Source organism: Shewanella sp. Pdp11 (assembly GCF_002838165.1).
GTDB classification, from domain to species: domain Bacteria; phylum Pseudomonadota; class Gammaproteobacteria; order Enterobacterales; family Shewanellaceae; genus Shewanella; species Shewanella hafniensis.
Genome location: NZ_CP015194.1, coordinates 3,578,870 through 3,599,748, shown reverse-complemented (window position 1 = coordinate 3,599,748; position 20,879 = coordinate 3,578,870). Strand labels below are relative to the sequence as shown.

At 47.0% G+C, this 20,879-nt stretch carries 13 protein-coding genes, 2 tRNA genes and 3 rRNA genes; 14 read left to right on the top strand and 4 right to left on the bottom strand.

Going from position 1 to position 20,879, the window contains the following annotated elements; genetic code table 11:
- Positions 1 to 100: 100 nt before the first annotated feature.
- The 8 genes from AYJ58_RS15925 to AYJ58_RS15890 all read left to right on the top strand — a co-directional run bounded on the left by AYJ58_RS15925 (position 101) and on the right by AYJ58_RS15890 (position 9,164).
- A complete protein-coding gene (locus AYJ58_RS15925) occupies positions 101 to 1,306 on the top strand; it encodes an HD-GYP domain-containing protein (protein ID WP_106650873.1) in 1,206 nt (401 codons plus the stop codon).
- Between the two features lie 56 nt (positions 1,307 to 1,362).
- On the top strand, positions 1,363 to 2,226 hold the full coding sequence (locus AYJ58_RS15920) for an NAD(P)-dependent oxidoreductase (protein WP_106650872.1): 864 nt from the start codon (positions 1,363 to 1,365) through the stop codon (positions 2,224 to 2,226).
- A 122-nt stretch (positions 2,227 to 2,348) separates the two neighbouring features.
- Positions 2,349 to 2,969, top strand: coding sequence for a thiol:disulfide interchange protein DsbA/DsbL (locus AYJ58_RS15915; protein WP_198555482.1), 621 nt, complete (start codon positions 2,349 to 2,351; stop codon positions 2,967 to 2,969).
- Positions 2,970 to 3,583: 614 nt separating this feature from the next.
- On the top strand, positions 3,584 to 3,850 hold the full coding sequence (locus AYJ58_RS15910; protein WP_106650870.1) for a DUF4212 domain-containing protein: 267 nt from the start codon (positions 3,584 to 3,586) through the stop codon (positions 3,848 to 3,850).
- An 11-nt stretch (positions 3,851 to 3,861) separates the two neighbouring features.
- Positions 3,862 to 5,598 carry a sodium:solute symporter family protein gene (locus AYJ58_RS15905; protein WP_106650869.1) on the top strand — a complete coding sequence of 579 codons (1,737 nt, stop codon included), beginning with the start codon at positions 3,862 to 3,864 and terminating at the stop codon, positions 5,596 to 5,598.
- A gap of 224 nt (positions 5,599 to 5,822) precedes the next feature.
- On the top strand, positions 5,823 to 7,670 hold the full coding sequence (locus AYJ58_RS15900) for a DUF294 nucleotidyltransferase-like domain-containing protein (RefSeq protein ID WP_106650868.1): 1,848 nt from the start codon (positions 5,823 to 5,825) through the stop codon (positions 7,668 to 7,670).
- Position 7,671: 1 nt separating this feature from the next.
- A complete protein-coding gene (locus AYJ58_RS15895) occupies positions 7,672 to 8,358 on the top strand; it encodes an exonuclease domain-containing protein (protein WP_106650867.1) in 687 nt (228 codons plus the stop codon).
- Between the two features lie 203 nt (positions 8,359 to 8,561).
- Positions 8,562 to 9,164, top strand: a complete 603-nt coding sequence (locus AYJ58_RS15890) for a lecithin retinol acyltransferase family protein (protein ID WP_106650866.1) — start codon at positions 8,562 to 8,564, stop codon at positions 9,162 to 9,164.
- 87 nt (positions 9,165 to 9,251) lie between these two features.
- Here the strand turns inward: AYJ58_RS15890 and AYJ58_RS15885 are convergent, their stop codons facing one another.
- Together AYJ58_RS15885 and AYJ58_RS15880 are read right to left on the bottom strand one after the other, a co-directional pair.
- Positions 9,252 to 10,319 (bottom strand): ketoacyl-ACP synthase III, encoded by a 1,068-nt coding sequence (locus AYJ58_RS15885; RefSeq protein WP_106650865.1) that lies wholly within the window; start codon positions 10,317 to 10,319, stop codon positions 9,252 to 9,254.
- Between the two features lie 91 nt (positions 10,320 to 10,410).
- Positions 10,411 to 11,082, bottom strand: a complete 672-nt coding sequence (locus tag AYJ58_RS15880) for a GntR family transcriptional regulator (protein WP_106650864.1) — start codon at positions 11,080 to 11,082, stop codon at positions 10,411 to 10,413.
- 465 nt (positions 11,083 to 11,547) lie between these two features.
- On the opposite strand from AYJ58_RS15880, the gene gmhB reads away from it, so the two are divergent.
- The 6 genes from gmhB (at position 11,548) to rrf (ending at position 18,327) form a co-directional block, all read left to right on the top strand.
- A complete protein-coding gene (gene gmhB / locus AYJ58_RS15875) occupies positions 11,548 to 12,096 on the top strand; it encodes a D-glycero-beta-D-manno-heptose 1,7-bisphosphate 7-phosphatase (protein WP_106650863.1) in 549 nt (182 codons plus the stop codon).
- Positions 12,097 to 12,716: 620 nt separating this feature from the next.
- Positions 12,717 to 14,260 (top strand): 16S ribosomal RNA (locus tag AYJ58_RS15870).
- A gap of 164 nt (positions 14,261 to 14,424) precedes the next feature.
- Positions 14,425 to 14,501, top strand: a tRNA-Ile gene (locus tag AYJ58_RS15865).
- A 136-nt stretch (positions 14,502 to 14,637) separates the two neighbouring features.
- A tRNA-Ala gene (locus AYJ58_RS15860) sits at positions 14,638 to 14,713 on the top strand.
- Between the two features lie 366 nt (positions 14,714 to 15,079).
- A 23S ribosomal RNA gene (locus AYJ58_RS15855) occupies positions 15,080 to 17,982 on the top strand.
- A 229-nt stretch (positions 17,983 to 18,211) separates the two neighbouring features.
- Positions 18,212 to 18,327: ribosomal RNA gene (rrf, locus tag AYJ58_RS15850) — 5S ribosomal RNA — on the top strand.
- Together the 16S, 23S and 5S rRNA genes with 2 tRNA genes alongside form the textbook arrangement of a ribosomal RNA operon.
- A 291-nt stretch (positions 18,328 to 18,618) precedes the next feature.
- Here rrf and AYJ58_RS15840 read toward each other — a convergent pair.
- Both AYJ58_RS15840 and AYJ58_RS15835 read right to left on the bottom strand, forming a co-directional pair.
- Positions 18,619 to 19,657 (bottom strand): IS630 family transposase gene (locus AYJ58_RS15840; protein WP_106650862.1). Its coding sequence is split into 2 segments (ribosomal slippage): positions 18,619 to 19,197 and positions 19,199 to 19,657, totalling 1,038 coding nucleotides; the frame shifts between segments, so codons are not numbered across the junction.
- Between the two features lie 346 nt (positions 19,658 to 20,003).
- Positions 20,004 to 20,762 carry a YccT family protein gene (locus AYJ58_RS15835; RefSeq protein ID WP_106650861.1) on the bottom strand — a complete coding sequence of 253 codons (759 nt, stop codon included), beginning with the start codon at positions 20,760 to 20,762 and terminating at the stop codon, positions 20,004 to 20,006.
- Positions 20,763 to 20,879 lie beyond the last annotated feature (117 nt).

The following is a 20,879-nucleotide window of genomic DNA, read 5'->3' as shown; positions in this document are numbered from 1 at the left end:
ATCTATAGTTATATGTACTTAGCTTGAATGTGCCCTGTGGGATACGCAGATGAGGTCATCTGCTTATGCTCCGCATCACATTTGTAAGGAGTCATATTGCGTGGCAAAAGCACCTCAAAAAAAATTATTACTATCAGAAATTCAGCTTGGCATGAGAGTCAAGTTGCCTTTGTCATGGACGAATCACCCTTTTTTATTTAATCGCGTTGATATTAGCAGTGCCGCTCAAATCGAAATGATCCGTGGCCTAGGGGTTCCCTATGTGTTTTTGTTATCGGAATCGAATGCCGAACTGGATATCGTTGAAGAAGACGAAGACATCGAAGACGAGATAGCCATCGAACCCGAACGGGATCTTAAGGCCGATACCCGTAAGGCGATGCGTTTAAGTCAAAAGCGTTTTTTAATGAATGTGAATAATTCCCGTAATGTGTTTGGTAAGATAGTCAGCGATCCAGAAGGCGCCTATCGACTTTCGGCGGCACTGGTTGAAGACATGCTAAGCCATTTGCAGGAAGTTGAAACACCGTTTCTGACCTTGGTTGGGATGGATGAGAAAGAGGTGAGTGTGACCCAACACGGTGTCTCTGTGGCGGTGTTGGCAATGATGATAGGTCACGCGCTGGATTTAACTCCAAGAGATCTGCGTGATATTGCCCTTGGCAGTTTGCTGCATGATATCGGAAAGCTTAAAGTGCCCGATGTGATCCGCCGAAAGCGTGGTGCACTGACGACACACGAAGCCAGCTATTTACAAATGCATCCTAATTTTGGTTTTGACATGTTGAATCGGTCAGGATTATTCCCTAAAGAGGTGTTAAATGTCATTCTACACCACCATGAGTTTGTTGATGGTTCGGGATTTCCTGACGGATTAACGGGGCATAAGATCCCAATCATTACGCAGATCGTAAGCCTAGCAAATGATTATGATCAGCAGCTCAGTGGCCAGCAAGCAACGTCTCCTCAAGTGGCATTGGGTTATCTGTTTAAAAACCGTTCGAGTAAGCATTCAGAGTCATTGATTGCAGTCTTGGTTAAGATTCTCGGCATCTATCCACCGGGAACCATAGTAAAACTCTCCGATGACAGCATTGCGAAAGTGATCATGACCACCAAAGAGGTGAGTCAGCCTCAAGTCTGGGCTTGTAAAGAGGATGGGAGTGATGCTTCGCTGCGTTTCTTAAGTGATGAAGGCGTAACAGTGCAAAAAGCCATCAAAGCGGAAGAGTTGTCAGAGGGCGCTATTCGTACCTTGCAAGTTGATAAGGGGATCAGTTTTTATTTTAGTTCGCTACAAACTTGAATCTTATGCACTAAGTTCCGTATTCTATCCGCTGATATGATTCCCTTAGGGCTAATATGGCGAATGTAAAAGCAGAAAACGGCGCAGTTAAATCCAGTGTTGCCTTGGTCGGTTGTGGATGGTTTGGTTTTGCCTTAGCAAAGCAGCTTGTCCATGAGGGTTACAGAGTCACAGGCTGTAAGCGTAGCGCTGATGAATTATCGATATTAACTGAGGTTGGAATTGAAGCCTATTCGCTGCAATTAGGCAGTGAAGTATCCTCAGCCCCCGATGCTCAGGCATTAAGCGGTTTGTTGCAAACCGATTATCTAGTGGTCAATATTCCACCCCGATTAAAACGCGGTAACGCTGCCTATCTTGAAGAATTACAACAACTCATCGCATTAACCCAAGGCTGGCAATATCAGCGGATTGTGTTTATCAGCACCACAGGTGTGTATCCGGCCCAAGATAAAGTGATGACCGAAGCCGATGCCTTGGCAGAATCCAGCGACAGCCAAGTGCTATTAGATGCAGAAGCTTTATTTCAAGCGCGGCCCCATAGCTGTATTGTCCGTTTTGCGGGGCTCGTAGGTCCCAAACGTCATCCTGGACGTTTCCTTGCAGGGAAAACTGATGTCAGTGGCGCCAATGTGGCAGTGAATTTAGTTCACTTAAGTGATTGTGTTAGTGCGGTAAGTCGGATACTCGCGGCAACGGGCATAGGGTTAGCTGTGGCTCCGATTTATAACCTCTGCGCGCCAATGCATCCTACCAAAGCTGAGTTTTATCAGGCTGCTGCCGAGTCCCTAGGTTTAGTCGCGCCCGAATTTAATCAACAATCCATGCCGAGTAAAGTCATCCAAGCTGACGCCATTGTCACAGATTTAGGCTTTCAATATCAGTATGCTTCTCCGCTGGATATGCTAGCGGCATGTTGAGAAAGGTTAATTATTGTTAAAGGTAAAAGCCGAGCTTTTAGGTTATCTTTGGCTTCCAAGTTTTGCTTGAGCGAATGTGTCATCCTTATTTAAATCAATGACGAATAAAAAGAGACAATATAATGAGCGTGTTTAATCGAGTTCGACCTATAGCCGCATTGGCGTGCGGATTAATCTTGAGTGCTAGCTTTGCACTGCAGGCCGCAAGTTTCGAAGAAGGCAAAGATTATGTTACGGTAGCGGGGATTACCGAAGCACAAAAGCCTGTGCTGCGGGAGTTTTTCTCCTATAACTGCCCGCATTGCTATAAACAAGAACCGCTTATGGACTTGACAGTGCAACTGCTCGGCAAAGATGTCGCTTTTGAGCGGACCCCGGTTGGCGCTGGCCGTCCTGCTTGGGAACTGAGCCAACTTGCCTACTATGTGGCGCAAAAATTAAAGATGACCAAGCAAACCCATGGCGCTATTTTCAAGCAAATCCATGAGAAAGGTGAACAATTTACTGCGCCTGAACAAGTTAAAGCTTTCTTTGTCGCTCAAGGTGCTAAAGTGGATGATGTTGATGCCGCGATGAATTCCGTCGATGCCAAATTCACCCTAATGAATTATGACTCTCAAGCTGAGCTTGCTGGGATCAAGGGCGTCCCGTCATTACTGGTTAATGGCCGTTATATGCTGACCTCAACCGCGCACACGCCAGAAGAACTGGCTGCCTTAGTGAAGTTTTTAGCCGCGAAGTAACCGCGTTTAATAAATGGAAAATTGGTTTATCGCCGTTAAAGGATAACGACCTTGCAAGGTCATTATTCCGCCATTGGCCAATCTAACGTTAATAACCCAGTTTAGGCTGGGTTATTTTTTGCCTTAAACTCAAAAGATGACTCGTTGCCAGCATTGGTAAGCCAAACTGGGCGATGACTATTCTTAAGTGAAATCGTTGTGCGGTCGGCCTCAAGTAAGTTGAATGAGTGATTGGTAATGGCTTATTGATTAAATGATATCTCATCCATTATCAGCGCTAAAATCATAAATGATCTCAGTCTACAGTCATCATTAAAACTGTTTGAATTTCTGATTTTTCCATTTTAGACAACAAGTTATTCCTATCTATTACTTTTACTGCCGCCCAATTCCCCTTGTTTTTACTCATTCTTGTTCGACATTGGTCTAACCTGTTGAAAAAGTTGAAACTGTATCCAAATGTAAAATCATTGTTAACTCGTTGAATTTGTTTCTATTCACTATTTATGGACAGTGTTTTGAATCACGGGTTAGACGAAAGTCGTGATTGTGCTCACACCAGCTGTTGCTAGATTAAACAAGACTTAAAATTAAAACAGCACAGGGGAGTCACTATGGGTTTTGAAAATAACGACAAGGCAAAAGGATACTGGCGCGAGAATTTACGTCTCGTACTGAGCTTATTAGCCATTTGGGCTGCAGTCTCTTTTGGATGCGGCATTTTATTGGTTGATGTACTCAATGAAGTTCATTTCATGGGATTTAAATTAGGTTTCTGGTTTGCACAGCAGGGATCTATGTATGTATTCGTTGCGCTTATTTTTGTCTATGCGGCAAAAGCCAACGCCTTAGATAAAAAATATAACGTACAAGAAGACTAAGGAGCTTTGAGATGGATGTTCAAACACTAACTTATATTATCGTAGGGCTTTCGTTTGCGCTCTACATTGGGATTGCAATCTGGTCACGAGCGGGATCAACCAAAGAATTCTATGTCGCAGGCGGTGGCGTTCATCCTGTCGTGAACGGTATGGCAACGGCGGCAGACTGGATGTCTGCGGCATCGTTTATTTCGTTAGCAGGTATCGTGTCTTTTGTTGGTTATGACGGCAGCGTGTACTTGATGGGCTGGACGGGCGGTTACGTATTACTGGCCCTGTGTATGGCGCCTTATTTACGTAAGTTTGGTAAGTTCACTGTGCCAGATTTCGTCGGTGAACGTTATTATTCTCAGGCTGCGCGTACTGTCGCGGTTATCTGCGCGATCTTCATTTGCTTTACTTATATTGCAGGGCAAATGCGCGGTGTGGGCGTGGTGTTTTCTCGCTTCTTAGAAGTGGATGTTGACACGGGTGTGTATATTGGTATGGCTGTGGTGTTCTTCTACGCTGTTCTTGGTGGGATGAAGGGGATTACTTACACTCAGGTTGCTCAATATTGCGTATTGATTTTCGCTTTCATGGTGCCAGCGATTTTCTTGTCTGTGATGATGACAGGCCACATTATTCCACAAATCGGTTTCGGGGCGCAGCTGCTTGATGCGGCGGGCAACAATTCTGGCGTTTACCTGCTAGAAAAACTCAATAATGTTTCTACCGAGTTAGGTTTTGCTCCATACACAGATGGCTCTAAGAGCATGATTGACGTCTTCTGTATTACGGGTGCTTTGATGGTGGGTACTGCTGGCTTGCCTCACGTTATCGTACGTTTCTTCACTGTTCCTAAAGTGAAAGATGCACGTATTTCTGCAGGTTGGGCGTTAGTCTTTATCGCGATTATGTACACTACAGTCCCTGCACTCGCGGCGTTCTCCCGTGTGAACATGATTGAAACCATTAATGGTCCAGATGCTAAAGGTGTGGCTTATGAGAGTGCACCAGATTGGATTAAAAACTGGGAAAAAACGGGTCTGATCAAGTGGAACGATAAAAACGGCGACGGTAAGATTTATTACTCGTCAGGTAAGATTGAAGATGCTGCTAGCAAAAACGAAATGAAGATCGATAACGATATCATCGTATTAGCGACGCCAGAAATCGCCAATCTGCCAGCGTGGGTTATCGCTCTGGTTGCAGCGGGTGGTTTAGCTGCGGCCCTGTCAACATCAGCGGGTCTGTTGTTGGTGATTTCAACCTCTGTTTCACACGATTTACTCAAGAAAAACTTGATGCCAAATATCTCCGATAAAAAAGAGCTAATGTTTGCTCGTTTAGCGGCGGGTGTGGGCATTGTGATTGCGGGTTACTTTGGGGTGAATCCACCAGGCTTTGTGGCCGCGGTGGTGGCGTTCGCCTTCGGGTTAGCGGCTTCTTCATTGTTCCCAGCGATCATCATGGGTATCTTCTCTAAGACAATGAACAAAGAAGGCGCGATTGCCGGTATGTTAACGGGTTTACTGTTTACTGCGGGTTATATCATCTACTTCAAGTTTGTTAATCCAGCCGATAACGTTGCCGCTAACTGGTTCCTTGGTATTTCGCCAGAAGGTATTGGTATGGTGGGCATGTTAGTGAACTTCGGTGTGGCAGCGTTAGTCAGTCGAGTCACGACGGCTACACCACAGCATGTTCAAGAAATGGTTGAATCGATTCGCTTCCCTAAAGGTTCGGGTGAAGCGAGCGGTCACTAAGCTCATCGCTTAATCATTCGCATCAACTCAAGAGAGCGCTTCGGCGCTCTTTTTTATTGCGTTCGAATATTTTTTCCTGTCGTTGAGTGAGTTGGTGAGCCAAGGTATTGATGAGTTAATGAACTCAACCTAGGGCTGACTTTAGTCGAATGTAGCGCCGCGACAATGCAGGCTATAGTGATGACATATAAGTAAAAGTTTCGCTTAAAAAGAAGGTGTTGCCTATGAATGCCAGTGAGTTACAACCCGTAGTGCAATTTCTACAAGGGCTAGTGCCCTTTGATACTCTGCCTGAAGATGTTGTGGTGCGCTGCGCTAAGGCTGTCACTGTTGGCTATTACAGTAAAGCCTCTGGTTATGTTCATTTTGATGCTAACTCACCTAAGTTATATATGGTGCGCAGCGGCGCCTTTGAGGTGCGCGATCCTGACGGTGTGCTGGTCGATAGAGTCGGCGAGGGGGAGTTTTTTGGTTTTTCGACCTTGTTATCGGGGGAGAAAGTCGTCAACAAGGTCGCTATTCTCGAAGATGGTTTGGTTTATCATTTGCCCCAAACCTTGTTCGATAACCTTAGAAGCGAGAGCCGCAATTTCGATAAATTTTTTACCCGCGCATTTGCTAAACGTTTGCGCCATGAGGCTCGCTTTAAGGCGAAAGATCTGACGACCACTAGCCGGATTAGCACATTAATGTCATCTGCGCCTATTGTTATCGATGCCCATGCTCGCGTAACGCAGGCGGCACTGTTAATGCGAAACAGCCGAGTGTCATCCCTGTTGGTAACGGATAATCACAAACTAGTTGGGATTTTAACTGATAAGGATTTACGTAATCGCGTGTTAGCAGCAGGGCTTGATGGCAGCGTTGCTGTGCATCAAGCCATGACGGTTTCGCCGATTTCAATTTCATCCAATGCGTTAATTTTTGAAGCCATGTTACTGATGAGCGAGCATAACATTCATCACTTGCCTATTATCGACCAAGATAAAGCCATCGGTATGGTGACCAGTACTGACATCTTGCGCGGGCAGGGCTCACAACCGCTACTGTTGATTGGTGAGATAGAACGGCAGCAGGATCTTGCCAGTTTAATTGGCGTCAGTAAGCAAATCCCGCTGTTATTACAAAATTTGATCAGTGCCGATGCCAGAGCCGAAGAAATTGGCCGAGTGTTAACCTCTGTCACCGATGCGCTGACACGGCGGTTAATCGTGCTCAATCAGCAATTACTCGGTGAACCGCCGATGGCCTTTTGCTGGTTGGCGTTTGGATCGCAGGGACGTCAAGATCAAGCGGCATGTTCGGATCAAGATAATGGTCTGTTAGTCGCAGAAGAAATGGATGATTTTGCTAAAGGTTATTTTGATGCCTTAACCCATGCCGTATGTGCTGGACTTGATCAATGCGGTTATGAGTTTTGCCCCGGCAATATTATGGCGCAAAACCCTCAGTGGCGAATGTCGCTTAAACAGTGGCAACAGGTATTTGAAAAATGGGTGGTAACGCCTGAGCCTAAGGCGTTAATGCACGCCAGTATTTTCTTCGATATGCGCTCGGTTTACGGTCCACAAACCTTATTTGATGCGCTGCAGGATAAAGTCTTAGCTCAAACCCGTGATAACGATATTTTCCTCGCGGGCATGACAGGTAATTCGCTGGTGGAGTCGCCACCGCTGGGCTTTTTCCGCAAATTTGTCCTAGAACGTGATGGCAGCGAAGTCAAAGGCATAGATTTGAAGCATAAAGGCAATGCCTTGATCAACGATATTGCCCGTGTTTATGCCCTGTCGGCAGGGATCAAAGAAGTGAATACTGCGAAACGTATCCGTGCCTTGATGGACGCAAACATTCTTAATCGTAAAGATGCGCTTAATCTTGCCGATGCCCACGAGTTTATCGCCCATATGCGGTTATCGAACCAAGGTTATCAGCATAATCTCGGGCTAGAGGTGAGTAATTATCTGCTACCCGCGCATTTATCTTCGCTGGTTCGCCATCAGCTACGTGATGCCTTTAAAGTGGTGCATGAGGCGCAGGCGGGGATGAAGATGAAGTTCATGCGAAGTTTTTGATATGAATACACTGCTGCTGAAAACGAAACTTAATTGGCGGGCGCTGCGTTGCCAACATCAGTTATTTAAGGGTTATTATCAATCGCTATTACCTCTGCTGGCGATGCCGTTATCCGAAGCGCCTTTGATGGCGATGGATTTAGAGATGACAGGTCTCAATCCGCAGCAAGATCAAATTCTCAGTATTGGCTTAGTGCCGATTGACTGCGGTGAGATCCCATTGGCACGCGCCGAGCAAAAGTTAGTGCAAATTCGCGGCAGTGTTGGCCAAAGTGCGACGATCCACGGCATTCTTGATAATCATTTGGTACAAGCCGTCACCATTGAGGAAGCCATGGGCTGGTTTATCAATCAAACCTATGGACGCGTGCTGGTGGCACATCATGCCCCTTTAGATTGTCGTTTTTTACAGCAGGATTTATTGACGATTTATCATCAAGCCCTTGTTTTACCTGCAATCGATACTTTAATGGTTGAAAAGCACCGTTTACTACGGGAGCACTCAGTGATTAAAGAGGGGAGTTTGCGCCTTGGCGCTTGTCGCGAGCGTTACGGTTTACCCATTTATACGGCCCATAGCGCGCTGACCGATGCCTTAGCTTGTGGGGAATTATTACTTGCGCAAATGGCTGCTATGGGCGGTGCGGCAAAGCTTACCGTGGCTGATTTACTGCAAAAATCGACTTAGTCAGTGCTAACAGAAATCACTATTTGTGGTGAGTGAATTCATTTGAGATGGATTGGTTTCATCTGGATTTCATCTTAGGTTAATCACTGACAAGCTAAACTCAGTTTACATTTAATCCTCTGTTCGAATTCAACCTGCCGTTAACTTGGCAATCCAACCAACTTGTACTTCACTCTACTAAGTTGAGTGTGTAGGAGAATATGATGCCGTTACCTTTACTTTGGGTGGGTGGTGCCGTAATCGGTGCGGTTTTGCTGGCCGATGAGCGCCAGCAGCGTCAACAGCTTGAGCGTGACAGATTACTCGGTAAGGCCCCTAAGTATCCCGTCGCCAAGCGCGCTATGGTGGCGGCGCCGAGTCAATGGCAAAAGGGATTAAAACAAGTTGCGCCAATCCCGGGCAGTATCGTCTGTTGTTATGTCTTTGGGGTGATTGAACATACCGGTATTTGGCTGGGTGATGATTGCCTCGTAGAGTTACATGGCTCAGGGTTGGTGCGGGCCGTGTCTGTAAAGCGTTTCTTGGCGGGGCGCACCGGCAGCCAAATCTATCTTGCCTGTAATCATCAGCATCAGCCTCTTATTGCTGACTCTGTGTTAACCCGCGCCGAGCAGGCGATTTATCAGTATCGGGAATATGATTTATTTGACAATAACTGTCATCGATTTGTCTGGTCTTGTATTAGCAATAGTGAAAGGGGCGAAGAAGCGGTTAAAGGTTTTAATGAGTTAAATCAAAAACTCGCCGAGCATTTTAATCAAGCTATCTATTGGGATGAGATGAGCATTAGCAAGCTGAATGAATAAGTTTTGTCGTCATAAACTAAAAAAGCCATCTTAATTGATGGCTTTCTGTCTTAGTAAAACACGATATTACCGTTTTGCAGAAACCGTTTACGGCTTACAAAAATAATCGACAGCGCGTTTAACTAACTCTATGCCTGTTTTATCGCAAGGCGGTAACTTGGCATCACTGATATTGATTGGTGTCACGCGGTTGCCCCATTGCAGCAAGAGTGCAGCAGAGGTTAAGCCGGCGCCAAAGGCACAAGAGAGTATGGTTTGATTTGGCTTAATCACGCCTTGCTCTAACGCATCACAAATCGCAATCGGAATGGTTGCTGCCGAGGTATTGCCATAATTGGCAATGTTAACGAAGGCTTTTTCTTTCGGAATTTTCATTCGGCTGACTAAGGTATCGATAATGCGCTCGTTGGCTTGATGCGGGATAACAAGATCCACTTCATCTTTATCAACGCCACATTTTTCAAGCACTTTAGTGCTCAACTTGTTCATGCCGTTAATCGCGCGTTTGAAGATTTCTTGGCCATCGAATTCAATAAAGAAATCCAATGACTCGGCAGAGAATCTGTCCATTGCCGTGCCAAAGCCTGCTTTAAGAATGTCACGACCTTCAGGATCGTTATTCAGCTCATAACCGAGCACGCCACCGGCAACATCAGTTGCTTCAACAACAACGGCACCTGCGCCATCGCCGAATAACACGGCAGTTTCGCGGCGTGACCAATCTAGATAGAAAGATAAACGTTCAGCACCAATGACTAATACTTTCTTGCTCTGACCACTCTTGATTTGTGAGCTGGCTAAACCTAAGCCATATAAAAAGCCACTGCAGGCAGCATTGATGTCGAACGCGGCACAACTGGCGCCAATATTAGCTTGTACAGTTGATGCGATATTCGGGATCAAAGTGTCTGGGCTGGCGCTAGCCAGAATGATCATGTCGATTTCACTGCCATCGATACCCGCAGCTGCGAGCGCGCGTTGTGCTGCAACTGAAGCGAGTTCAGAGGTGTTAACATGGCTGATATGGCGCTGGCTGATGCCGGTGCGAGATTTAATCCATTCATCGGATGTCTCGATAAAGGTCGCAAGATCATCGTTGGTCAAGGTGGCTGGTGGAACACATTTGCCCCAACCTGTGATAGTGGCGTACTGCATTGTGGTTTCTCTCAAATAAAAAAGGCAGAACCTGAGCGCTGCCTTGAATCGACAACAAAGCTTATCGGCAACTCTAATGGCCGTCCGTGATCTAGACCACCTGTTTGGCGACGAGATCTCGAATTGTCATTGCGGCATGCAGAATATGATGACGCAGTAGCGCCGTCGCTTTTTCTGTTTCTCTCAGTTTGCAGTGGTTGAGCAAAGCTCTGTGCTCATGCTCTGCAGCAGGAATCCCCCCCGCGAGCAATAACTGCAAACGAATGTATCTATCACAATTAGTATTGAGGCCGTGAACAACCTCAAGGGTGTGTGGGCGATTAGCCGCCTGATATAAGCAAGTGTGAAATTGCGTATTCAACTCGCTCCAACTGGCAACGGCATCCTCATGTTTGAAGGCCGATTCCAATTGTTCGAGTACACGTTCAGCTTTTTCTAAATCAGCGTCTTGAAGTCGCGGGATCGCTTTAGCGAGCAGATCGGTTTCGATCATGGCACGTAATTCAAAAAGTTCGGTGACTTGCTCGACGGATAACACGGTCGCCGTTGCACCTTTATGGGGCTCAAACTTAACGAGTCCTTCGGCTTCGAGTTGCAATAAGGCTTCTCTCACCGGAATGCGGCTGACATTTAACGCTTCAGCCAAGGCACTTTGTCTGAGTGGTTCTCCTGCGGCTATGTCACCTGAAAGAATTCTCTCTCTGAGCACTTCAACAACTAACTGGGTGCGGGTTTTGTGGACTATAGGCGTAGTTCGACTCATTATTTCCGTCTATTTCGGGTATTTTCTCGTTATCTGCCCAAGATTACCGTTAAAAACACCACAAATAAAGGGGAATGCTTGATTGAATGCTGCATCTTAGGGATTAACAATGCCCAAACGGCGAGGGTTTTGATGGTTCTAGCGTTCTCTATTAAACGCCGTTCTTGGAATCAATCTCTATTGCAACGGCTATCATTTTTCTAAGAGGGCTGTTTATCTCTTGTAATGAAGCACTTTGATTAGCCAGATCACAGGCTAATCAATTGAGCATGAACTCAAAGGTGTAGAGAAAGTTGGATAAGGCATTTCCAGCACTGGGGCTCTTGGGGGACAGTTTTGTTTACATCTCGCCATAAGTAACGTCAACGCTCAATTTAGCGCTAAAAGCACAACTTCGCGGTGCAATTTCTGATAATGAATGGAATAATAGCGCGATAACGCCTTAGGCGATTTTGGAGTATTACAGTGAGTCGAGCAGTATTTTTAGACCGTGATGGCGTAATTAACAAAGATCATGGTTATGTCCACTTAGTGGATGACTTCGAATATATCGAAGGTGTGTTTGAATCTTGCCTCTCTTTGAAGGAAATGGGCTACAAGTTAGTTGTTGTCACTAATCAATCAGGTATTGCCCGTGGCATGTACACAGAAGATCAATTCCACAGCTTAACGGAGTGGATGGATTGGAACTTTGCCGACAAAGGCGTTGAACTCGATGGTATCTACTATTGCCCGCACCATGCTGACAATGGCATAGGAGAATATAAGGTCGACTGTGACTGCCGCAAACCTAAGCCAGGTATGCTCAATGATGCTGCGCAATTCTTGAAAATCGACTTAGCGCACTCAGTCATGGTTGGTGACAAAGCCGAAGATATGCAAGCAGCGAAAGCGGCGGGCGTGACTACACGTATATTAGTGCGCAGTGGTAAGGTTATTGCTGATGACAGCGATGCCACAGCAGTGCTGGACAGTATTGCCGATGTGCCAGCTTACTTAAAAAGCCTGGGCTAGTGGCTGCACTACTTATAAGCAGATTATAAGCAGATAAACATTTGCAGATAAGTTCATCTTAAGCAGCTACCAGTAGCCAGTGGCGCAAGTTGTCGCTCTTGTTGGATGAGAGTTTGCGATAGAATCGATCCAACATGGCATAAAGAGCTAACCAATAGGTTGGCTCTTGTCATTTCTAGCGCAGGATTAACCTCATCTTTTGCCTTAATCCAGCACAAATTCGATAATATTGGCGTTAAAATACACTTTTAGTTTAAAAAGTGTGCGCTTGAATCGTTTTTCGTAATTATTCGTGCCAAAGGGGTTGCGGTAAAATCTGATATCCCTATAATGCGCATCCACTGACCCAGCGGGGTCAAGGGTTAAACGCTGAATAAGCCGCTAACCATGCTCTTTAACAATTTATCAAGCAAATCTGTGTGGACACTCACAGGTGTTGAGTTAATCGAAACTGCTTAACCTCAGGGTTGGCAGTAAAAAATTTAAATCAATATTTTCTGTATCACGAAAGTGATGAGTGTTCATAGCAATATGTACAAAGACTTACTATTTGTTTTCGAATAAATAGAAGTCGAACAGAATTCGTTGAGCCGTTTGACGTAAGTCAAACAACAAAACTTTAATTGAAGAGTTTGATCATGGCTCAGATTGAACGCTGGCGGCAGGCCTAACACATGCAAGTCGAGCGGCAGCACAAGGGAGTTTACTCCTGAGGTGGCGAGCGGCGGACGGGTGAGTAATGCCTAGGGATCTGCCCAGTCGAGGGGGATAACAGTTGGAAACGACTGCTAATACCGCATACGCCCTACGGGGGAAAGGAGGGGACCTTCGGGCCTTCCGCGATTGGATGAACCTAGGTGGGATTAGCTAGTTGGTGAGGTAATGGCTCACCAAGGCGACGATCCCTAGCTGTTCTGAGAGGATGATCAGCCACACTGGGACTGAGACACGGCCCAGACTCCTACGGGAGGCAGCAGTGGGGAATATTGCACAATGGGGGAAACCCTGATGCAGCCATGCCGCGTGTGTGAAGAAGGCCTTCGGGTTGTAAAGCACTTTCAGTAGGGAGGAAAGGTAGCAGCTTAATACGCTGTTGCTGTGACGTTACCTACAGAAGAAGGACCGGCTAACTCCGTGCCAGCAGCCGCGGTAATACGGAGGGTCCGAGCGTTAATCGGAATTACTGGGCGTAAAGCGTGCGCAGGCGGTTTGTTAAGCGAGATGTGAAAGCCCCGGGCTCAACCTGGGAATTGCATTTCGAACTGGCGAACTAGAGTCTTGTAGAGGGGGGTAGAATTCCAGGTGTAGCGGTGAAATGCGTAGAGATCTGGAGGAATACCGGTGGCGAAGGCGGCCCCCTGGACAAAGACTGACGCTCAGGCACGAAAGCGTGGGGAGCAAACAGGATTAGATACCCTGGTAGTCCACGCCGTAAACGATGTCTACTCGGAGTTTGGTGTCTTGAACACTGGGCTCTCAAGCTAACGCATTAAGTAGACCGCCTGGGGAGTACGGCCGCAAGGTTAAAACTCAAATGAATTGACGGGGGCCCGCACAAGCGGTGGAGCATGTGGTTTAATTCGATGCAACGCGAAGAACCTTACCTACTCTTGACATCCAGAGAATTCGCTAGAGATAGCTTAGTGCCTTCGGGAACTCTGAGACAGGTGCTGCATGGCTGTCGTCAGCTCGTGTTGTGAAATGTTGGGTTAAGTCCCGCAACGAGCGCAACCCCTATCCTTATTTGCCAGCACGTAATGGTGGGAACTCTAGGGAGACTGCCGGTGATAAACCGGAGGAAGGTGGGGACGACGTCAAGTCATCATGGCCCTTACGAGTAGGGCTACACACGTGCTACAATGGCGAGTACAGAGGGTTGCAAAGCCGCGAGGTGGAGCTAATCTCACAAAGCTCGTCGTAGTCCGGATTGGAGTCTGCAACTCGACTCCATGAAGTCGGAATCGCTAGTAATCGTGGATCAGAATGCCACGGTGAATACGTTCCCGGGCCTTGTACACACCGCCCGTCACACCATGGGAGTGGGCTGCAAAAGAAGTGGGTAGCTTAACCTTCGGGGGGGGCGCTCACCACTTTGTGGTTCATGACTGGGGTGAAGTCGTAACAAGGTAGCCCTAGGGGAACCTGGGGCTGGATCACCTCCTTACCTATACGACTAACTTAATGTTTGTTGAGTGTTCACACAGATTTGCTTGATAGAAGAAAGAGTAAAAGATGAGTCTGTAGCTCAGCTGGTTAGCACTCCAATCCCTTCATAAAGAGTAGGGTGAGGTAAGTGGTTCTAGATGAACTTAGATTTATCAATAAGATGGGTCTGTAGCTCAGCTGGTTAGAGCGCACCCCTGATAAGGGTGAGGTCGGTGGTTCAAGTCCACTCTGACCCACCAATCCTTCCTTCTCAGCGTTGGAAAGTGACTCGTTTAGTGAACTAAACGTCGCCACTGTCCGCCTTGATAAGAAATGATTGGCAAACCAATCCTTTAGAGGTTTGGAACATCTTACTTGCTCGCACTGCATGTAAATGGGGCTATAGCTCAGCTGGGAGAGCGCCTGCCTTGCACGCAGGAGGTCTGCGGTTCGATCCCGCATAGCTCCACCATTTACACCTTATTCTGACTTTATTACAAAGTAATAAGGCATATGCACTATGGATAGAGATGCCAAAGATAAACTGAAAAATTATCTTTGGCTTTTTTAAGCCCGCTCTTTAACAATTTGGAAAGCTGATAGTATTTAATTGCATGAGTCTGTCATGTGATTAATTACAAACCGATGTAAACGTGGAAACGTTTGCATCATGAGTTCTCAAACACTTTATTAAGTGTCTTGAATATTCAAAAGTAAATTATTCTTTATTGGATAGTTTACGTCTAAGGCGCGTCCACTTCTTTGGTCAGAAGTGAGACAAGTAAAACCAAGCTGGTCGCAGTGCGACTCAGGTGAGTGAAACTCATTTGGGTTGTATGGTTAAGCGACTAAGCGTATACGGTGGATGCCTTGGCAGTCAGAGGCGATGAAGGACGTAGTAACTTGCGAAAAGCGTTGGCGAGCTAGTAACAAGCATTTGAGCTAACGATGTCCGAATGGGGGAACCCAGCAGCATAAGCTGTTATCGCAACATGAATACATAGTGTTGCGAGGCGAACGAGGGGAACTGAAACATCTAAGTACCCTTAGGAAAAGAAATCAACCGAGATTCCCCTAGTAGCGGCGAGCGAACGGGGATTAGCCCTTAAGTCAGTGGGGTGTTAGTGGAATGCGTTGGAAAGCGCAGCGGCACAGGGTGATAGCCCCGTACATGAAAACTAACCATTGATGAAAACGAGTAAGGCGGGACACGTGACATCCTGTTTGAATATGGGGGGACCATCCTCCAAGGCTAAATACTCCTGACTGACCGATAGTGAACCAGTACCGTGAGGGAAAGGCGAAAAGAACCCCTGTGAGGGGAGTGAAATAGAACCTGAAACCGTATACGTACAAGCAGTGGGAGCGGTTCTTGAGACCGTGACTGCGTACCTTTTGTATAATGGGTCAGCGACTTACATTTTGTAGCGAGGTTAAGCGAATAGCGGAGCCGTAGGGAAACCGAGTGTTAACTGCGCGTTTAGTTGCAAGGTGTAGACCCGAAACCCGGTGATCTAGCCATGGGCAGGTTGAAGGTTGAGTAACATCAACTGGAGGACCGAACCGACTAATGTTGAAAAATTAGCGGATGACTTGTGGCTGGGGGTGAAAGGCCAATCAAACCGGGAGATATCTGGTTCTCCTCGAAAGCTATTTAGGTAGCGCCTCGAGCGAATACCATTGGGGGTAGAGCACTGTTAAGGCTAGGGGGTCATCCCGACTTACCAACCCTTTGCAAACTCCGAATACCAATGAGTACTACTCGGGAGACAGACGGCGGGTGCTAACGTCCGTCGTCAAAAGGGAAACAACCCAGACCGTCAGCTAAGGTCCCAAAGTACTAGCTAAGTGGGAAACGATGTGGGAAGGCTTAGACAGCTAGGATGTTGGCTTAGAAGCAGCCATCATTTAAAGAAAGCGTAATAGCTCACTAGTCGAGTCGGCCTGCGCGGAAGATGTAACGGGGCTAAGCTAGTCACCGAAGCTACGGGTGCACAGTTTACTGTGCGCGGTAGAGGAGCGTTCTGTAAGCCGTTGAAGGTGAAGGGGTAACCCACGCTGGAGGTATCAGAAGTGCGAATGCTGACATGAGTAACGATAAAGGGGGTGAAAAACCCCCTCGCCGAAAGACCAAGGGTTCCTGTCCAACGTTAATCGGGGCAGGGTGAGTCGACCCCTAAGGTGAGGCCGAAAGGCGTAATCGATGGGAAACAGATTAATATTTCTGTACTTCCGCTAACTGCGATGGAGAGACGGAGAAGGCTAGGCTAGCGCGGCGTTGGTAGTCCGCGTTTAAGGTGGCAGGTGGTGTTCTTAGGCAAATCCGGGGACACGTACTTTGATGTACACACTGAGAGCTGATGACGAGGTCCTAAGGGACTGAAGTAGTTGATGCCATGCTTCCAGGAAAATCTTCTAAGCTTCAGGTTAGCGGGAATCGTACCCCAAACCGACACAGGTGGTCGGGTAGAGAATACCAAGGCGCTTGAGAGAACTCGGCTGAAGGAACTAGGCAAAATGGTACCGTAACTTCGGGAGAAGGTACGCTCCTGTTGGTGATGAGACTTGCTCTCTAAGCTGACGGGAGTCGCAGATACCAGGTGGCTGCAACTGTTTATCAAAAACACAGCACTGTGCAAACTCGCAAGAGGAAGTATACGGTGTGACGCCTGCCCGGTGCCGGAAGGTTAATTGATTGGGTTATCGCAAGAGAAGCTCATGATCGAAGCCCCGGTAAACGGCGGCCGTAACTATAACGGTCCTAAGGTAGCGAAATTCCTTGTCGGGTAAGTTCCGACCTGCACGAATGGCGTAATGATGGCCACGCTGTCTCCAGCCGAGACTCAGTGAAGTTGAAATTGCGGTGAAGATGCCGTATACCCGCGGCTAGACGGAAAGACCCCGTGAACCTTTACTATAGCTTGGCACTGAACATTGAACCTACATGTGTAGGATAGGTGGGAGACTTTGAAGTTGTGACGCTAGTCATGATGGAGTCGTCCTTGAAATACCACCCTTGTAGTTTTGATGTTCTAACCTAGGTCCCTTATCGGGATTAGGGACAGTGCCTGGTGGGTAGTTTGACTGGGGCGGTCTCCTCCCAAAGAGTAACGGAGGAGCACGAAGGTTGGCTAAGTACGGTCGGACATCGTACGGTTAGTGCAATGGCATAAGCCAGCTTAACTGCGAGACATACACGTCGAGCAGGTACGAAAGTAGGTCATAGTGATCCGGTGGTTCTGAATGGAAGGGCCATCGCTCAACGGATAAAAGGTACTCCGGGGATAACAGGCTGATACCGCCCAAGAGTTCATATCGACGGCGGTGTTTGGCACCTCGATGTCGGCTCATCACATCCTGGGGCTGAAGTCGGTCCCAAGGGTATGGCTGTTCGCCATTTAAAGTGGTACGCGAGCTGGGTTCAGAACGTCGTGAGACAGTTCGGTCCCTATCTGCCGTGGGCGTTGGATGATTGAAGGGAGCTGCTCCTAGTACGAGAGGACCGGAGTGGACGAACCGCTGGTGTTCGGGTTGTCATGCCAATGGCATTGCCCGGTAGCTACGTTCGGAATCGATAACCGCTGAAAGCATCTAAGCGGGAAGCGAGCCCTAAGATGAGTCATCCCTAGGAATTTAATTCCTCTAAAGAGCCGTTCGAGACTAGGACGTTGATAGGCATGGTGTGTAAGCGTTGTGAGGCGTTGAGCTAACATGTACTAATGACTCGAGAGGCTTAACCATACAACCCAGATGGGTTTTGCTAAGCGAACTTAGACAGAATAGAGATACTTGATAAAGTGAAAGACTCAAAGCAAATCAGCTTTTCAAATTTTAATTAAAAGGTTAATTACGCAGGAAATTGTTAGGCTGACAAAGCCGTGACGAGCGAGGCGCGGAGTGTACGTTAGTACATGAGCACAGTAGCAAGGAGACAATGCCGTCAGACGGACAATTAACCAGTAAGAATTTGCTTGGTGACAATAGCCTTGTGGAACCACCTGATCCCATCCCGAACTCAGAAGTGAAACGCAAACGCGCCGATGGTAGTGTGGGGTCTCCCCATGTGAGAGTAGGTCATCGCCAAGCATCCAAATAAACACAAAAGCCCTAGCCTAAACCGCTAGGGCTTTTGTGTTTATACGCTTCTCGAAAACCTATCTCGATGTCGGTCAATAAATGTTCCTTCAATATTGACACTTCCACCATCCATGGTGGTCGCCCCGCCGCAAAGCGGGCTCCCCAGCTGCGCAATACATTGCTCCGCGCGACACATCATCAAAATGCTGCGCATTTTAGGCAATGATGACTCGCCCCCATGTATCCCCTTCGGGGATAAAAGAAAGTAGGTCATCGCCAAGCGCCTAATACCATTCCGCATTAAAGTTCAGTCACCTTTGCCCATTCCCGAGAGCACATTTTTACCACGCGTTTTGTACAACTGATAAAGCTGTTCCATGCCTGGCTGCAGGCATCCACTATGTCCTCATATCCTTTAAAACAGCGATTGGCGAGATAATGTTGGCGCAGCCAACTCCATACCTGTTCGATGGGGTTTAGTTCTGGGGAATATGGCGGCAGTTTGAGTATAGACAGGTTGGGGATATCAGCAGCAATGTCATTGGTATGCCAACCCGCACCGTCCATTACCACGACAGCATGGCGGCCAGGTTTGGTGCGTTTTGCAATCAGCTCCAAGTGCTGGTGCATGATGTCCTTATTAACGAATGGCGTGATGATGGCTTCAGTTTCTCCTGTTGCAGGACAGACTGCGCCGAAGAGATGCACATATTCAAACTGCTGCTGTCTTAGCGCTCTTGGTCTACTGCCTTTGGGGGCCCAAAGTCGTGTCGTTGTATTTTGCTGGCCGAATCTGGCTTCGTCCTGAAACCAAATATCAATCTGGTGTGGTTGTATATGAATGGGAGCGTGAAGGATCGTTTCCAGAGGAAACTTTTTTAAAAGCGTCCTGTAAGCTCTGAGTTTGTTTTGGATGACTGGAGCGGCTGGTTATCCAACAGAATCCCATGCTCTTTAGTAGCTTGTAGATGTGATTGGGATGGTACTCTACATTAAATTCACTCGAGATGTATTGCTGGATGTCGGCCCCAGTGAGTCTGCCGCCCTCATCTGATTGTGCTTTGAACTCAATGTATCTGGCGAGTCTCCTTTTTTGCTCATTTGACAATGACGGCTTCTTCCCTAGGCGTGGTTTATCTTCAAGTCCTGCCAGTCCTTGCCCAAGATAGCTGAAGACCCATAAGTTGACGCTAGATCTGACCACCTTCAACTGGCTTGCCACCTGAGTGCGGTTATGGCATTGCAAAAATAGCGATACAGCGAGCAATCGCATGCGCTTATGCGGATTTTTTTCTCTTTTGGAGAGGCTAAGCAGACTTTCAGCAGTTTCAGGTTTCATAATCCAATTTTAAGCTGTTGGGTTGCTTGCTATTAGATCAGACTTCAATGCGGAATGGTATTATCTCATTGAGATGTAACGAAGCCAGCTGAATAAGCTGGCTTTTTTGCGTCTGAAATTTGCGCGTTTTAGTATTTTTGAAAGGGTTTTATTGTTTGAAATGATATTAAGTGGTGAAGTGGGAATGGTTTACTGGGCTCTTTTTAATGAGCTTAAGTTTTACTCAGTTCTCATTTTATGAACTGTAATATACCGCCAGTTCATAGTGATACTAAGCTGGCGGTCTGAAATAGATAGTTGTGGTTAGAGGACAAAAATCCTCTACAACGCGGGTGTGTTCTATGGATTATTCTTTATTGATTTTGGCTTTGAAGCTGGCTTTGGTACTGTCGTTGGCCTGTTTGTACCAGTAATCCAGCATTTGACTGATTTCAGCTTGGCTAGGTGTGGTTGTAGAAGACACTGAGGTGGTTGGTTTGCTCTTGTCATTGTTCGCTGCGGCTGATGATGACATTACTGCTGGCGCGATCAAGCTTGTGGATACGACGGCGGGTGCTTGGCGTATGTGTGGCTGGCTTGCCAATACTGGTGCAATGATGTCGTTTGCTTGTGTTGTCGCGGTATTCATAGTGAGATTTAACGAAGCCGGATGATTGCTAAGGTTGTACTGCAGTATCTCGTGTTCGAAATCCCGTCCCAGTTGGATGCCATTCTTAATCAATTTATCGCTGGTAAAACTCACAGTTTCATCTTGAGCATTTAATAGCGTCAGCTTGGGTGACTCATCAAATTTCTTTGCATCTCTGGCTGAATTGATGGCGGGAAGGGTCAGCGTGAGTGTTTGTGCTGACGCATCAAAACGGACGATGAGCACGTCGGATAGATAATGCACTGAGTCAGCTTGTTGCCGGTATTGTGCGGCATAACGGAAGGCTATCTGATTGATCCCATCGGCTAAAACGAAGTTGCTACTCTTTACGGCTGGTTTGCCATTGACCGTTAACACTTCAGCATTTTTAGGCAGATTGAGATGAACGTCGGCCATTGCAGGCTGCACAGCGCCCAGCAATAACGCAGTGGCACATAAGATTGATTGATATTTCATAAGCTTTCTCTGTTGTTGCGAGGACGCCGCTAAATAATAAGGTAGTTTTCTGACGGCACAAAGCAGGTTTAACCTTTAGTGTGGAGCATGATGAACTAAATGGCGACACGCCGTTTA

Bases quoted from the DNA above. Each gene is read 5' to 3' on its own strand.
- AYJ58_RS15920 (WP_106650872.1), top strand. From the start codon at position 1,363: ATGGCGAATGTAAAAGCAGAAAACGGCGCAGTTAAATCCAGTGTTGCC.
- AYJ58_RS15915 (WP_198555482.1), top strand. From the start codon at position 2,349: ATGAGCGTGTTTAATCGAGTTCGACCTATAGCCGCATTGGCGTGCGGA.
- AYJ58_RS15910 (WP_106650870.1), top strand. From the start codon at position 3,584: ATGGGTTTTGAAAATAACGACAAGGCAAAAGGATACTGGCGCGAGAAT.
- AYJ58_RS15905 (WP_106650869.1), top strand. From the start codon at position 3,862: ATGGATGTTCAAACACTAACTTATATTATCGTAGGGCTTTCGTTTGCG.
- AYJ58_RS15900 (WP_106650868.1), top strand. From the start codon at position 5,823: ATGAATGCCAGTGAGTTACAACCCGTAGTGCAATTTCTACAAGGGCTA.
- AYJ58_RS15895 (WP_106650867.1), top strand. From the start codon at position 7,672: ATGAATACACTGCTGCTGAAAACGAAACTTAATTGGCGGGCGCTGCGT.
- AYJ58_RS15890 (WP_106650866.1), top strand. From the start codon at position 8,562: ATGCCGTTACCTTTACTTTGGGTGGGTGGTGCCGTAATCGGTGCGGTT.
- AYJ58_RS15885 (WP_106650865.1), bottom strand. From the start codon at position 10,319: ATGCAGTACGCCACTATCACAGGTTGGGGCAAATGTGTTCCACCAGCC.
- AYJ58_RS15880 (WP_106650864.1), bottom strand. From the start codon at position 11,082: ATGAGTCGAACTACGCCTATAGTCCACAAAACCCGCACCCAGTTAGTT.
- AYJ58_RS15835 (WP_106650861.1), bottom strand. From the start codon at position 20,762: ATGAAATATCAATCAATCTTATGTGCCACTGCGTTATTGCTGGGCGCT.